Below are 15240 nucleotides of genomic sequence, written 5' to 3' on the forward strand. Positions count from 1 at the left end.
CGATGGAGAGAATTTCATGGAATCAATATTTTATGGCTCAAAGTCATTTATTAGCTTTAAGAAGTACATGTGAACGTTTAATGGTTGGTGCAACAATTGTAAGAGATAAACGCATCATTGCTGGAGGCTATAATGGTAGTGTTTCTGGTAGTGTTCACTGTATAGATGAAGGGTGTTATGTTATTGATGGTCATTGTGTAAGAACAGTTCACGCTGAAATAAATGCGCTATTACAATGTGCAAAGTTTGGTGTTGCGACGGATGGTGCAGAACTTTATGTTACTCACTTTCCATGTTTGCAATGTTGTAAAGCCATTATACAGAGTGGGATTCAAACGGTTTATTATGCTAATGATTATAAAAATCATCCATATTCTTTGGAACTGTTCCAGCAAGCTGAAATCCATATAGAAAAGGTGGAGTTATTTCAAGTTGCGATAGATTTAAACCACCAAGAAAAAAGGAATTTTGTCAATCGTATGTTAAGTTTATTAGAATCGACTTCCTTGTCAAACAATGAAAGAGAAGACATAAAAACAACGGCAAAACAATTGTTTGATTAATAAAATGATGAAGGGGCTGTAAATTTGAAAGGAAGATGGCACCTATATGCAATGGCAGCTGTTGCTGCCATACTATCTGCCAGTATTAATAGTATCATCATATTTTTATTCGTATTGTGGGTGTTGTGGCTTTATAAAAAATCTAGGCTAAACTTCATACAATTGGTTATTATTAAAGTAATGTTTATTTCTTATTATTTCTTATTTCATTCTAATTTGTTTCCCTTTGTTGCAAGTGTTTCGGATGAGGAAGAACTAATAATGGGGCAAATCACCTCCGAAGTATTGAAGCTGGAATCAAGAATTGAATTTGTAATGGAGAATAACGCAAATGAAAAATTTTTCATTACATTTTTTTATAATCAAAATAGTCCAATAGCTGATACTGAAATGTTAAAAACAGGCGCAATATGCGTATTAAATGGGCAGATAAAATTACCTAGTACGAGTAGAAATCCTGGGGAATTTGACTACAGAAAATATTTAGAACATAAGGATATTCGATACCAAATAACCCTTAACCATTTAAAGGATGTTAGATGTGTTGGGGATTCTTTATCTAATATAATCTATGACTGGAGAAAGGCGTTATTAGAATCGACAAAAAGTTCCATAAGCAATGATACTGTTCCTTGGCTCCATGGGCTAGTGTTGGGAAAAGATGATGAACTAAATGATGAGACAATAGCAATGTACCAGAGATGGAACCTATCTCACTTATTGGCAATATCTGGATTACATGTTAGCCTTTTTGCAGGTGTTGTATATTTATTATTAGTAAAAGGATGTTTCGTTACAAAGGAAAAAGCGCAGGGAATATTAATTGGCGTATTACTTTTCTATCCACTCTTAAGCGGAGGTGCTCCTTCTGTTTGGCGAGCATCCGTAATGACTGTGTTTGGCCTTCTGTTAATACGAATGCGGTTGTCACTAACAATAACGGATATTATTAGTATTGTCTTTTTAATTTTTACAATGATTCATCCAACAATTATTTATCATATTGGCTTTCAGTTTTCTTTCCTCGTAACTTTTGCGATTATTCTTTCTAAGCCTATCCTTCTTTCACATTCTCACAAAATAGTTCAACTATTTAAATTAAGCTTTATTAGTCTGTTTGCAATTTTGCCCTTACAGGTGTACTATTTCTATGCCTTTAACCCTTTATCCATTTTAATGAACATCATCTTTGTTCCGTATTATACGCTATTTGTTATTCCTCTAATGTTTATCATGTTACCACTGTCAATCGTGTTGCCATGGATTATCCCTCCAATCGATTATTTATTTTCCTTCATACACCAATTGTCAACTTTACTATTACATAAAGTTGATGCGTATTTATATTATCCTTGGGTAATTGGCGTCATTCCGCTATATATATTTGTTCCTTATTACGTTTTATTATGCTTGTTTTTTGCTAATTTAGTTAAGAGCAAATACAAAGCAGCTTTTTTGTCCGGTTTAATGATTACATTAACCTTGGTTATGATTTCTTTGAAACCTTATTTCAGTTCAACAGGTACGGTTACAATGTTGGATGTTGGTCAGGGAGATTCAATGGTAATCGAGCTGCCATATCGAAAGGGCATAGTTATCATTGATGCAGCTGGAACCATTACTAGTGATTTTACAACTTCTTCTGATAAACTGTATCAACAAATCATTAAGCCATTTTTATATTCAAAGGGAATTGTATCCATTGATAAAGTTATACTCAGCCATGAAGACCTTGATCATGCTGGAAGTATCCAATTTATCGTTGAGGATTTTCATATTGATGAAGTGGTAGTGAGTGAGCAGTTTATTATTTCTGATAGTATGCAAAAACAATTCACACAAAAGAATTTAGATATAAGTAGAGTTTCAGCAGGAGATATAATTGATGTAAACAATCATTTTTTTTATGTACTCAGTCCACTAACGGGAACAAACGCTCACTCAAGTAATGAAAATTCCTTAACCCTATTCTCAGAAATTGGAGGTTTAAAATGGTTATTTACCGGGGATATAGATGATGGGATAGAAGAAGAGATAATTCAGTCTTATCCAAATTTAAAAATTGATGTATTAAAAATTGCCCATCATGGAAGTGCTACCTCTACATCAGAACCATGGTTACAACAAATCGAACCTCGTATTGCATTACTTTCTGTTGGTGAGAATAATCGTTATGGTCATCCTTCAGAGAAGGTGATAAAGAATTTAGAAGATTATAACGTAAAGCTATTTCGAACAGATTTCCAAGGCGCTATTCAATATATTTTTTCTAACAACAATGGAACATTTCAAACGCATTTACCATAGAATAGGATTAGAAAGACTTGATTGTATAGTAAAAAGAGACTGCTTTTAAACAGTCTCTTTCATACGTAATTGATACTTAGCCAATAACGTCCACAAAAACTCCAATAAAGAAAATGACCATAAAGAAAATGAAAGAAAAGATAAAACCTATACCAGAGTCAAAGATGTCATGGCTCTTTGATTGAACGTCCTTTTCGAATTCATTCATTATGTATCCCTCCTAGTTCATTTTTAGTATAAGTCAATATGAACAAAAAATCCACTTACAAAAAAATTCACCAATAAAACGACTTCCTATACTAGCAAGAGTTTACATCCATATAATTTTTAAAATTGGTCAATCTATAAAGGAAAGAAAATATCGCTTAGAAAACAGTGTCCCGGGGCTGCTTTTCTGAGCGTTGATATAGATTGCAGAGGGAGGTAGTGGCAGCTACTTCCCTCTTTTAATACCATAAAACAATAAGGAAAGAATTGCAAATAGTTATTGCGTCCATCATTTATTCGAGATACTATTTTTATTAGAATGATGATGGAGTGAATATAATGACATATATAGAAACCTTAAATCAAATTAAGAAAAAACAATTTTCCCCGATGTATTTGTTACATGGAACCGAATCTTATTTTATTGAAAAGATTAAACAAAACATCATTACATATGGGCTCGATGACTTAGATAGAGAAACAAATATATCCATTTATGATTTAGAGGAAACATCGATTCAGGAAGTGATTGCTGATACTGAAACCTATCCTTTTTTTGGAGAAAGAAAAATCATTTTTGCAAACAACCCTATCTTTTTAAAGGCAAAACCGGATAAAGCACAGGTGGAACACGATTTACAAGCATTGCAAAATTATCTTACCCACCCAGTTGATTATTCCATACTCATTTTTGTTGCACCTTTTGAAAAACTTGATGAAAGGAAAAAAATAACTAAATTATGTAAGAAGCATTGTCAAACAGTATCTTGTGATTCAATTAAAGAGTGGGAGTTAGATAAATGGATAAATCAACTTGCAAAGGATTTTCATCTAAAGATTGAAGAGAGTGCTATTGAATTTATCATTCAGGAAACAGGTGCAAATTTGTTAATGCTTCAAACAGAAATGGAGAAAATGGCTTTATATGTAGGAGAAGATGGAACAATAACTAAATCTATAGCAGAGAAACTGGTTTCTCATCAGTTAAATACAACAGGTTTGAAGTTAGTTGATGCTGTCATTCAGCAAGACTTACAAAAAGCTATATCTATATTTAAAGATTTGGACCGAATGAATGAAGATCCCATTGCGTTATTAGCGTTACTCGCGTCACAATTTAGGACTATTTTGCATGTCAAAATTCTTAAACAAAAAGGATACAGTCAACCACAGATGGCTCAGCAATTGAAGGTTCATCCTTATGTGATAAAAATGTCCGTATCAAGAGAAAAGAACTTTTCTGCTTCAGATTTATCTTCCTTTTTAGACAAATGTACAGATACTGATACTAAGATAAAACAAGGAATAATGGAGAAATCTTTAGCATTTGAATTATTGCTATATGAACTAATAAATAAAAAAGGAAAGGGAATGAACATTTAAATGTTCATTCCCTCTTTTTTTACACTTTAGGAAAGATAAAAAATTGTCAGTTCGTACTGGACATCCTCGTGCAAAAATTTAAACACGGACAAAAACCGACTGGCTTTGCCTGATTATTCTTTGGTTGAAAACAAAAACGATCCGTGGCAGGATCGTTTGGTGTTGGTCATTATAAGGCTTAATTATGCACTAAGGTCGTTAACTTTCTTAGTTAAACGAGCTTTTTGGCGATTACCTTTGTTCTTATGGATAATCCCTTTTTGAACTGCTTTGTCAATTTTAGCAATAGCGGATTGAAGTGCTTCTTTAGCATTTTCTGTGTCTTTACCTTCCACTAAGCTTTCTACACGTTTAACTTGAGAACGCATATCTGACTTGATTGAGATATTGTGCTCACGTTGGTCTCTATTTGTACGAACGCGTTTAATTGCTGATTTTATGTTAGCCATATTTTCACCTCCAAGTAAAACATCCATCCATTAACAAAAGTCATTGTACCAAAGCGTGGACAAGTTTTCAATAGTAATCTCTGTTAACTTCATTCTAGTATGTTTTTTAAATAAATCGGTAACCCTATAAATAATGGAAATAATGTAACAATTAGTGGATAAAATTCTTTATAAATCATACATAATGATAATTAATAGGAGGCAATCCAAAATGGAAGAAGATCAGAAATATCAAGTAAGAACCGATTTAGCAATTGAAGCCAGGGACATGTATGTAGAGCAGGAAGAGACTGAAACACAGGAAATAAAAGGTGTAACCGTAAAAGAAAGAGAAGAAGGAAATGTATCTATTACTTATGTGCAAATCGATGAAACTGGTGCAAAATCATTAGATAAAAAGGCTGGTAATTATATTACGATTCATTCTGATGGTGTCAAAAAACAAGATACTAAGCTACAGGAGCAAATAGCAAAAGTATTAGCAAAAGAGCTTGGAGAATTAATAAAACAAAGTGATTTGCCAAAGGATGCTTCGTGTCTAGTCGTTGGGTTGGGAAATTGGAATGTAACTCCAGATGCTTTAGGTCCGATGACTGTAGAAAAGATACTTGTAACAAGTCATTTATTTAAATTGCATCCTGAATATGTCGAAGATGGGTATAGACCAGTTTCTGCGATGACACCTGGTGTCATGGGTGTAACAGGGATTGAAACTAGCGACATTATATACGGAGTTATTGAAAAAGCGAAACCCGATTTTGTTATTGCTGTAGATGCACTGGCGTCTCGATCTATTGAGAGAGTAAATGCAACGATACAATTATCAGACTCTGGCATTCATCCTGGATCTGGGGTCGGTAATAAACGAAAGGAAATCAGCAAAGATACATTAGGAATTCCAGTAATCGCTCTCGGCGTTCCGACTGTTGTTGATGCAGTAACAATTACGAGTGATACGATTGACTTTTTATTAAAGCATTTTGGGAGAGAATGGAACGAAAGAGATAAACCTTCTAAAGCTTTAACACCAGCTGGTATGAATTTTGGCACGAAAAAATTAACAGAAGAAGATCTACCAGATCCAGAAAAGAGAAAGGCAGTATTAGGAATGATTGGTGGCTTATCTGATGAAGAAAAGCGATCATTAATCCAAGAAGTACTGACTCCATTGGGACATAATCTCATGGTAACACCAAAAGAGGTAGACGGGTTTATGAAGGATATGGCACATGTCGTTTCGGAAGGCTTAAATGCAGCGTTGCATGAGAATGTTAATCCAGGTAACTTTGGTGAGTATACAAGGTAGATTTGCAGGTGCTTCTGAAAAAGGGAATCGTGCTTTTCGTTATTTTTTAAAGGTTCTATTCCCTTTTTTCTTCTCTAGTATTGTTATTTTAATTAACTTCAAAATATAAACTATTTGTTCTACTTTCTGAAACATTATCATAGATTCTACTAGATATGATAGAAAGGCTTCAGAAAGGATGGAACAATGAATAACAACTCAAAATTTCGTTCATTCAATCAACTGTTAAGTAAATCTAAACCTTGGTATAAACGGGTTAGTTTATTTATAGCTAGTGTTTGTATATTATTTCTCATAATAGGGCAGCTAACAACAATCCAACCAGCGTACCGTCTTTCTTCATCAACCATTAATGAGTGGACAAGTCAAATAAACGGTTCCTCTTTTTTATACTTGATGCAAATGGAGAATAGAACCTTTGAATTGGCATTTCCTGATGAAGTTGAGTCGATTGAAATGTCTGATCTATTTTTTGAAATGGCTACTAGTGTAAAGCCAAATGATCCAAGAAGTTTGTTAGGAAGAGAGTTACCTGGATTTGATGCCTATGATCGAAAAATAGTTGTTGCCGGAGAAGGAACTAACTTTACGAATTTAGCTGTAGAATCATCTCCTCCATTGGATGTTGTACTTGAAGAAAGACCAACAAATGTTACAGATAAGGAAATAGAAGGATCTGATATTCCAGATCAATCTAGAGAAGATCAACCAACTACCGGGGATAAAGATGTTGTATTTATTTACACTACACACAATCGTGAATCTTACTTACCACATATTTCGGGTGCAACAGAGCCAAATGATGCTTTCCATTCGGAAGTTAATATTACAAATGTTAGTGAACGTCTAGCCAAAAGTTTACGGGCAAATGGAATTGGAACCCAAGTTGATAAAACAGATATACCAACAATTCTCAGTAAAAACGATTGGGGTTATCCACAGTCCTATTCTGCATCTAAGTCGGTGGTTAAGCAAGCATTAGCTAATAATAGAGAGATACAATACATCTTCGATTTACATCGAGATGCGCAAAGAAAAGATATTACAACAGCTAAAATCGATGGTAAAAACTATGCGAAATTATATTTTATTATCGGCTCAGATAATCCGAATTACGAAAAAAATTTAAAATTAGCCACAGATCTACATGACAAAATAGACGAACAATACCCAGGTTTAAGTAGAGGGGTAGAAATGCAAGGAGGCACAGGAAACAACGGAGTTTATAACCAAGACCTGTCTGGGAATGCAATTTTAATTGAATTCGGCGGTGTTGATAATACGTTTGAAGAGCTGTATCGAACTGCAGATGTATTAGCAGAAATATTTAGTGAATATTATTGGGAAGCTGAAAAAGTTCAGGGGACTCCGTAAAGGTGGGATTGAATATGAAAATGATTGTAATGATGTTAACGATGATTGTCCTGTTTTTGACTGGTATATTAATTGGTATTGACCAAGCAAATGGAGGAATAACGAAAACGAGAGGGTATGTGTCACAAGATATGGATAAAGCTATTGAGTCCAACCTATCAACGGATGGTAAATATGAAATCAAAGTGATGGGAAATGACTTTCAACAAATTAATTTAAATGAAAAGGAAGAAAAGTATCAAGCCGTTCAATCATCCCATTTTACCCAACAGTTAGCCGGAAACTTAGAATACGTTGTAAAGTGGTTTTACAATCAAATCATTCATTCCGCATATCAATTAGCACAAGCATTTTTTTAAATGTGTTCGGCCAAACGTAAAAATGACTTTGCTTCTTAGCAAGGTCATTTTTATCGTTAGAAACTGGGGTGGATACGGTGTTTAAAACAACTTTTTGAAATTGGTATTCATCATTACTTTTTCAAAAAGCTAATTAACCTGGTGTCTGCTTTCTTTTCTTATTGAATATCGTTGTTTTGACTGCTATAATCAATCCTAGTATTGTTGGCCGAAAATAGGAGTGATTCATCATGACAAAAGAAGTTAATCAGAGTAATGTACGTAATTTTTCAATAATTGCTCATATAGATCATGGCAAGTCCACGCTTGCAGATAGGATTTTAGAAAAAACAAAAGCATTAACTGCAAGAGAGATGAAAGAACAATTCTTAGATGCCATGGATTTAGAACGTGAACGAGGAATCACAATTAAATTAAATGCTGTTCAACTAAAATATGAGCGAGAAAATGGCGAAACGTTTATTTTTCATTTAATTGATACACCGGGACATGTTGATTTTACTTATGAGGTTTCAAGAAGCTTAGCTGCTTGTGAAGGAGCAATATTGGTCGTTGATGCTGCACAAGGAATTGAAGCTCAAACGTTAGCCAATGTCTATTTAGCACTTGATAATGATTTAGAAATCATTCCAGTTATTAATAAAATTGATCTGCCGAGTGCTGATACTGAACGTGTAAAGCAGGAAATTACGGATGTAATTGGTATCGATGGTGACGAAGCAATTTTAGCAAGTGCTAAAGCAGGTATAGGAATAGAAGAAATTTTGGAACAAATCGTAGAACAAATACCTGCACCAACGGGTGACCCAAAAGCCCCTTTAAAAGCTCTAATTTTTGATTCTCTTTATGATTCTTATCGTGGAGTTGTCGCCTATGTATGTATAAAAGAAGGATCTGTAAAAGTTGGCGACAAAATTAAAATGATGGCAACTGGAAAAGAGTTTGAAGTAAATGAAATCGGTGTATTTAATCCCAAGCCAATACCAAAGAAGGAATTAACTGTAGGGGATGTAGGTTATCTAACCGCTTCGATCAAAAATGTAGGAGACACTCGAGTTGGAGATACCATTACGTTAGCCAATAACCCTGCACAAGAAGCTTTACCAGGTTATCGTCGTTTAAATCCAATGGTGTTCTGCGGATTATACCCGGTAGATGCTAATAATTATAACGACTTACGAGAAGCTTTGGAGCGGTTAGAATTAAATGATTCATCTTTACAATATGAAGCGGAAACTTCACAGGCACTTGGCTTTGGCTTTCGATGTGGTTTCTTAGGACTTTTACATATGGAAATAGTCCAAGAAAGAATTGAAAGAGAATTTAATATTGACTTAATTACAACTGCACCTAGTGTTATTTATCAAGTAATTATGACAGATGAAACAGAGAAAACGATTGATAACCCTTCGTTTATGCCGGATCCTCAAAAGATTCAAGAAATCCAAGAGCCATATGTAAAAGCAACGGTTATGGTACCTAATGATTTTGTCGGGCCAGTGATGGAGCTCTGTCAAAAAAAACGTGGGGATTTCATAGATATGCAATACCTGGATGACAACCGAGTAAATGTTGTCTATGACATTCCATTATCTGAAATTGTTTATGATTTCTTTGATCAATTAAAATCACAAACAAAGGGATATGCTTCGTTTGACTATGAAATGATTGGATATAAAATATCAAATCTTGTGAAAATGGATATATGGCTAAATGGCGAGACGATTGACGCGTTATCTTTTATCGTTCATAAAGATTTTTCTTATGAGCGCGGAAAACAAATCGTTGAAAAACTAAAATCCTTAATACCTAGACAACAATTTGAGGTACCAGTGCAAGCTGTTATAGGAAATAAAGTAGTTGCTCGTTCAACCATTAAAGCAATGCGAAAAAATGTCCTTTCAAAATGTTATGGTGGGGATATTTCGCGTAAACGGAAGCTTCTAGAAAAACAAAAAGAAGGTAAAAAACGAATGAAAATGGTCGGCTCTGTTGAAGTTCCGCAAGAGGCGTTTATGGCTGTACTTCAAATGGACGATGATAAATAAAAGATAATTACAGTTACCTGACTCTATATTTGCGTTCATTCCTCGAGATCGTTTACTATTCGGTTGTTGGAGTGGTGTATAGGAGTCAGGTCTTTTATTATAGAAAGTAAAAATTTGTTGCTTGCAATAGAAGATTAAACTTCGGGACTCGATATGGAGGCCGATTAATTTGGAAAACACACTTGTGTGAGGAGATGTATGTTATGGTTTCATCTGTTTATATTCATATACCTTTTTGTCATCATTTGTGCCATTATTGTGATTTCACTAAATTCTTTTATAATGAGTCAATGGCCAATGAGTATCTAGATGCTCTTGAAAAAGAGCTATCAGCCTATATTGTAGAATCTAAACATAAGGTTACAACTATTTTTGTTGGGGGAGGTACGCCAACAGCGTTAAATTATTCCCAGTTGGAACGATTATTAAAGATGGTTTCGACTTACTTTGATGTAGACCATTGTAAAGAATATACATTTGAAGCAAATCCTGGTGATTTAGATAAAGAGAAAATGAAGCTTTTATACGATTATCAAGTTAACCGAATCTCGATGGGAGTACAAGTATTTGACGATAAAATGCTGGAAGAGCTAGGGAGAATGCATAGAATAAGCGATGTATATGAAAATATAAATGATTTAAAACAACAAGGACTAACTAATATAAGTATCGATTTAATCTATAGTCTGCCAGAGCAGACGATTCAACACTTTAACCAGACATTAGAAGAAGCGTTAAGTTTTGATCTTCCGCATTATTCTGCTTATGCATTACAAATAGAACCCAAAACAGTTTTTTATCAACGATATAAACTTGGAAAATTACAAAAACCAAAAGAAGAAGATGAAGCGGTAATGTTTCAAATGCTACGTGAGAAAATGAATGCTAGTGGCAAACAACAATATGAGATTAGTAACTTTGCGGAACCTGGTTATGAGAGCTTGCACAATTTAACGTATTGGAATAATGACTACTATTTTGGTTTTGGAGCAGGGGCTCATGGTTATCTACCAGGTAAACGTATCATTAATCTAAGACCGTTTCCGGCTTATACACAAAAAGCGAAAAAGGATGGGAAACCAATCCTTCACGTAGAAGAAATAGGAATGAAAGAACAAATAGAAGAAGAAATGTTCCTCGGACTTCGAAAATTGTCTGGAGTTTCCAAAAAACGCTTTAAACAAAAATTTGGAGTGAATTTGAATAACATATATAAAGATGAACTTAAATATTTAATTAAAAAGGGATGGTTGAAGGAAACGGACGAGGCTTTCCGTTTGACAGAAGCCGGTCAACTTTTTGGTAATGAAGTCTTCCAGGAGTTTTTACTTACGGAAGATGCGATGAAGACTCTTTAAATGTGCTAAGGATTAAACTTTTAGCTCTAACAACCATTCTAATATGACTTTTCATTTTTTCACGTTGACAATATGCCATTGATTTGATAATTTAATATTAGATTTAGCACTCATTAGATAAGAGTGCTAACAGAGGTGATCATCGATGTTATCAAATAGACAATTGTTGGTATTACAAGTCATTATTGATGAATTCATCCATTCTGCCCAGCCAATTGGTTCGCGTGCTATCTCAAAAAAGGAAGAAGTATCATTTAGTTCTGCAACCATTCGTAATGAAATGGCAGACTTAGAGGACTTGGGCTACATAGAAAAGACACACTCTTCGTCAGGGAGAGTTCCTTCTGAGAAGGGTTATCGTTTCTATGTTGACCATCTTTTATCGCCGTTTCATTTATCAAGTGCTGATTTGAATGTTATAAACCATACATTTGAAAAGGGTATGGTGGAATTCGAACAAGTGGTACAGAAATCTGCAAAAGTTCTATCTGATTTAACTAATTATACTTCGATTATACTAGGGCCAGAAGTGTTTGAAACAAAATTGAAGAAATTACAAATCATTAGTCTTTCTGACCATACTGCAGTTGCTATTTTAGTGACGAATACAGGACACGTTGAACATAGGTCGTTTAGTGTTCCGGCACAAATTCAGCCAACAGATTTAGAAAAGCTAGTAAACATTTTAAACGATAGACTAGTCGATGTTCCTATTATACAGCTTCATGAAAAGCTGCACACAGAAGTATCTGATCTATTAAATACTTATACAAATAACTATGACACAGCTTATCAGTATTTGAAGGCAGCTTTGTTTGAGGAACAACCTGTAAAATTGTATGTTGGCGGTAAGACGAACATATTAATGCAACCGGAGTTTAAAGATATTGAAAAAATTCGCTCGTTATACTCCATTATCGAAAAAGAGGATAAACTTGCAGACCTATTACGATCAACATCGGATGGAATCAAAGTATCAATTGGGCAAGAAAATAAAATTGATGCGATGCAAGATTGTAGCTTGATTACAGCTACTTATACACTTGGAGACCGTCAAATGGGTACAATTGCGCTTTTAGGTCCAAAACGAATGGAATATTCACGTGTAATTTCATTAATAAATGTCCTTTCTAATCAATTATCTAGGACATTTAATTCATGGTATTAAATTCCATTAATAAGGGTATAGATAGTAAAGTGTTAGTTCTAGGCTTGTGATATGTTTATGACTTGTAACCTGATACAATTATGCCCAAACGTATCAGGTTACAAGACTGTTATAAAAGTCTTGAAGATGTATAATCACATCTGATAACAACTTTCTATTAACTATTCATAACCCTTAATAGTTTAAAAAACTACGTGAATTATGATATATTCAACAAGGTTTTATTTAATTAAAACTTGAGGAGGTGACAATCGTGGCAGAAAAAGATCATGTACAGGAAGCAGAAAATCAGGAAGAATCGGTTGAAGAGGTGGAGCAAGAGTTAGTTGAGGAAGATGAAAATAGTGATGCTAAACAAGAAGCGTCTTCGAGAGATTCTGATTTAGAAGTAGAAAAAGAAAAAGAAGCTCTAATAAAGGAAAAAGAGGAACTTTATCAACGATTGTTAAGAGTTCAAGCTGAGTATGATAATTTTCGTAAAAGAACACAGAGAGAAAAAGAGTCTGATTTGAAATATAAATCACAATCAATTGTTACAGAATTATTACCAGTGGTTGACAATTTTGAGAGAGCGTTAAATGTCGAATTAAAAGATGAATCTGCCAATAGCTTTGTAGAAGGAATGGAAATGGTTTACCGTCAATTAACAGATACCTTAAAAAAAGAAGGGGTAGAGGAAATCAAAACCGAGGGTGAACAATTTGACCCACATCTACATCAAGCAGTAATGCAAGTAGAAGATGATCAATATGACTCAAACGTTATTGTAGAAGAATTGCAAAAAGGATATAAGCTAAAGGATCGGGTTATTCGCCCGGCTATGGTAAAAGTGAATCAGTAAATTACATACGTAAGTAAGGAGGAATTATGTCATGGGAAAAATAATCGGTATTGACTTAGGAACAACGAATTCTTGTGTAGCAGTCATGGAAGGCGGAGAATCTAAAGTAATCCCTAATCCAGAAGGGAACCGCACAACACCTTCTGTAGTTGCTTTTAAAAATGGTGAACGCCAAGTAGGTGAAGTTGCAAAACGCCAAGCGATTACAAATCCAAACACAATTATTTCTATTAAACGTCATATGGGTACAGACTATAAAGTAGATATTGAAGGGAAAGAATACACACCACAAGAAATATCAGCAATAATTCTACAACACATTAAATCTTATGCTGAAGATTATTTAGGGGAAGAAGTAGATAAAGCTGTTATCACTGTACCAGCGTATTTTAATGATGCAGAACGTCAAGCAACAAAAGATGCTGGTAAAATCGCTGGATTAGAAGTAGAGAGAATTATCAATGAGCCAACAGCTGCAGCATTAGCTTATGGTATCGATAAAGAAAATGAAGACCAAACAATTTTAGTTTATGACCTTGGTGGAGGTACGTTTGATGTTTCGATCCTAGATATTGGCGATGGAACATTTGAGGTAGTTGCTACTGCAGGGGATAATCGCCTTGGTGGTGACGATTTTGACCAAGTAATTATTGATCATATGGTAGCAGAATTTAAAAAGGAAAATGGCATAGATTTATCTAAAGATAAAATGGCACTTCAACGTCTAAAGGATGCTGCTGAGAAAGCGAAGAAGGATTTATCAGGTGTAGCTCAGACACAAATTTCTCTTCCGTTTATTACAGCAGGAGAATCTGGTCCATTACACTTAGAAATGAATTTAACTCGTGCAAAATTCGATGAACTTTCTACTAGTCTTGTGGAACGGACAATGGGACCTACTCGCCAAGCACTAAAAGATGCAAGCATGTCTGCAGGAGAAATCGATAAGGTGCTTCTAGTTGGTGGTTCTACACGAATCCCAGCTGTTCAAGAAGCAATTAAAAAAGAAATTGGAAAAGAACCTTCAAAAGGGGTAAACCCTGACGAAGTAGTTGCACTTGGTGCTGCTATTCAAGGCGGAGTTTTACAAGGGGATGTCAAAGACGTTGTACTTCTTGACGTTACTCCACTTTCCTTGGGTATTGAAACAATGGGCGGTGTGACAACTAAGCTCATTGAACGTAATACGACGATTCCGACTAGTCATTCTCAAGTATTCTCAACAGCTGCTGATAACCAAACAGCTGTGGACATTCATGTGCTTCAAGGGGAGCGTGAGATGGCTGCCGATAATAAGACGCTCGGTCGTTTCCAATTAACTGATATACCACCAGCACCACGTGGGGTACCACAAATTGAAGTTTCTTTTGATATCGATGCAAATGGTATTGTAAATGTGCGTGCTAAGGATTTAGGAACAAATAAAGAGCAGTCGATTACGATTAAATCTTCTTCTGGTCTTTCTGATGAGGAAGTTGAACAAATGGTGAAAGATGCAGAAGAAAATGCTGAGGCAGATAAGAAGCGGCGTGAAGAAATTGAACTGCGTAATGAAGCAGATCAATTAATCTTTACTACGGACAAAACGATAAAGGATCTTGGCGATAAAGTTTCTGATGATGAAAAACAAAAAGCAGAAGCTGCAAAAGAGGAATTACAACAAGCACTTGAATCCGATGATTTGGATCAAGTAAAAGAGAAAAAAGAAGCACTCCAAGAGCAGGTTCAGGCACTATCTGTAAAGCTTTATGAGCAAGCTCAAGCTGAAGCCCAGGCCAATGCAGGTGCAGAAGGAGAAACTGCACAAAATGATGACGTAGTAGATGCTGACTACGAAGAAGTAAAAGATGAGGAAGAAAAAAAATAATATAATAAAG

13 protein-coding genes are annotated in these 15240 nt (G+C 34.9%); 11 read left to right on the top strand and 2 right to left on the bottom strand.

What is annotated here, in order from left to right; translation table 11 throughout:
- The first annotated feature begins 2 nt into the window (after positions 1-2).
- Both JOC48_RS00355 and JOC48_RS00360 read left to right on the top strand, forming a co-directional pair.
- Positions 3-563, top strand: coding sequence for a ComE operon protein 2 (locus JOC48_RS00355; RefSeq protein WP_204497055.1), 561 nt, complete (start codon positions 3-5; stop codon positions 561-563).
- Between the two features lie 24 nt (positions 564-587).
- Entirely contained in the window at positions 588-2870 is a 2283-nt protein-coding gene (locus JOC48_RS00360) for a DNA internalization-related competence protein ComEC/Rec2 (RefSeq protein WP_204497056.1), read from the top strand.
- 76 nt (positions 2871-2946) lie between these two features.
- Here the strand turns inward: JOC48_RS00360 and JOC48_RS00365 are convergent, their stop codons facing one another.
- Positions 2947-3078, bottom strand: coding sequence for a YqzM family protein (locus tag JOC48_RS00365; protein WP_204497057.1), 132 nt, complete (start codon positions 3076-3078; stop codon positions 2947-2949).
- Between the two features lie 338 nt (positions 3079-3416).
- On the opposite strand from JOC48_RS00365, the gene holA reads away from it, so the two are divergent.
- Complete coding sequence (gene holA, locus JOC48_RS00370; protein WP_204497058.1) at positions 3417-4460, top strand: DNA polymerase III subunit delta; 1044 nt, start codon at positions 3417-3419, stop codon at positions 4458-4460.
- Between the two features lie 182 nt (positions 4461-4642).
- Here the strand turns inward: holA and rpsT are convergent, their stop codons facing one another.
- A complete protein-coding gene (gene rpsT, locus JOC48_RS00375) occupies positions 4643-4909 on the bottom strand; it encodes a 30S ribosomal protein S20 (protein ID WP_204497059.1) in 267 nt (88 codons plus the stop codon).
- Positions 4910-5120: 211 nt separating this feature from the next.
- Here rpsT and gpr point away from each other — a divergent pair, with 211 nt between their 5' ends.
- From gpr to dnaK, 8 genes are all read left to right on the top strand, one after another.
- Positions 5121-6215, top strand: a complete 1095-nt coding sequence (gene gpr, locus JOC48_RS00380) for a GPR endopeptidase (RefSeq protein ID WP_204497060.1) — start codon at positions 5121-5123, stop codon at positions 6213-6215.
- Positions 6216-6401: 186 nt separating this feature from the next.
- Positions 6402-7589 (top strand): stage II sporulation protein P, encoded by a 1188-nt coding sequence (gene spoIIP, locus JOC48_RS00385; protein WP_204497061.1) that lies wholly within the window; start codon positions 6402-6404, stop codon positions 7587-7589.
- A gap of 14 nt (positions 7590-7603) precedes the next feature.
- Positions 7604-7948, top strand: a complete 345-nt coding sequence (locus JOC48_RS00390) for a DUF3679 domain-containing protein (RefSeq protein WP_204497062.1) — start codon at positions 7604-7606, stop codon at positions 7946-7948.
- Between the two features lie 230 nt (positions 7949-8178).
- Entirely contained in the window at positions 8179-9996 is a 1818-nt protein-coding gene (gene lepA / locus JOC48_RS00395; RefSeq protein WP_204497063.1) for a translation elongation factor 4, read from the top strand.
- Positions 9997-10199: 203 nt separating this feature from the next.
- On the top strand, positions 10200-11354 hold the full coding sequence (hemW, locus tag JOC48_RS00400; protein WP_204497064.1) for a radical SAM family heme chaperone HemW: 1155 nt from the start codon (positions 10200-10202) through the stop codon (positions 11352-11354).
- Positions 11355-11499: 145 nt separating this feature from the next.
- Positions 11500-12522 (top strand): heat-inducible transcriptional repressor HrcA, encoded by a 1023-nt coding sequence (hrcA, locus tag JOC48_RS00405; protein WP_204497065.1) that lies wholly within the window; start codon positions 11500-11502, stop codon positions 12520-12522.
- A gap of 253 nt (positions 12523-12775) precedes the next feature.
- A complete protein-coding gene (gene grpE / locus JOC48_RS00410; protein ID WP_204497066.1) occupies positions 12776-13363 on the top strand; it encodes a nucleotide exchange factor GrpE in 588 nt (195 codons plus the stop codon).
- 31 nt (positions 13364-13394) lie between these two features.
- Positions 13395-15230, top strand: a complete 1836-nt coding sequence (dnaK, locus tag JOC48_RS00415; RefSeq protein WP_204497067.1) for a molecular chaperone DnaK — start codon at positions 13395-13397, stop codon at positions 15228-15230.
- Positions 15231-15240: the final 10 nt, after the last annotated feature.

Source organism: Aquibacillus albus (assembly GCF_016908325.1).
In the GTDB taxonomy this organism is placed as follows: domain Bacteria; phylum Bacillota; class Bacilli; order Bacillales; family Amphibacillaceae; genus Aquibacillus_A; species Aquibacillus_A albus.

Excerpts from the sequence above, each read along its gene's own strand:
- lepA (WP_204497063.1), top strand. The coding sequence starts at position 8,179 with ATGACAAAAGAAGTTAATCAGAGTAATGTACGTAATTTTTCAATAATT.
- hrcA (WP_204497065.1), top strand. The coding sequence starts at position 11,500 with ATGTTATCAAATAGACAATTGTTGGTATTACAAGTCATTATTGATGAA.
- JOC48_RS00355 (WP_204497055.1), top strand. The coding sequence starts at position 3 with ATGGAGAGAATTTCATGGAATCAATATTTTATGGCTCAAAGTCATTTA.
- JOC48_RS00390 (WP_204497062.1), top strand. The coding sequence starts at position 7,604 with ATGAAAATGATTGTAATGATGTTAACGATGATTGTCCTGTTTTTGACT.
- rpsT (WP_204497059.1), bottom strand. The coding sequence starts at position 4,909 with ATGGCTAACATAAAATCAGCAATTAAACGCGTTCGTACAAATAGAGAC.
- spoIIP (WP_204497061.1), top strand. The coding sequence starts at position 6,402 with ATGAATAACAACTCAAAATTTCGTTCATTCAATCAACTGTTAAGTAAA.
- gpr (WP_204497060.1), top strand. The coding sequence starts at position 5,121 with ATGGAAGAAGATCAGAAATATCAAGTAAGAACCGATTTAGCAATTGAA.
- JOC48_RS00365 (WP_204497057.1), bottom strand. The coding sequence starts at position 3,078 with ATGAATGAATTCGAAAAGGACGTTCAATCAAAGAGCCATGACATCTTT.
- hemW (WP_204497064.1), top strand. The coding sequence starts at position 10,200 with ATGGTTTCATCTGTTTATATTCATATACCTTTTTGTCATCATTTGTGC.
- holA (WP_204497058.1), top strand. The coding sequence starts at position 3,417 with ATGACATATATAGAAACCTTAAATCAAATTAAGAAAAAACAATTTTCC.
- dnaK (WP_204497067.1), top strand. The coding sequence starts at position 13,395 with ATGGGAAAAATAATCGGTATTGACTTAGGAACAACGAATTCTTGTGTA.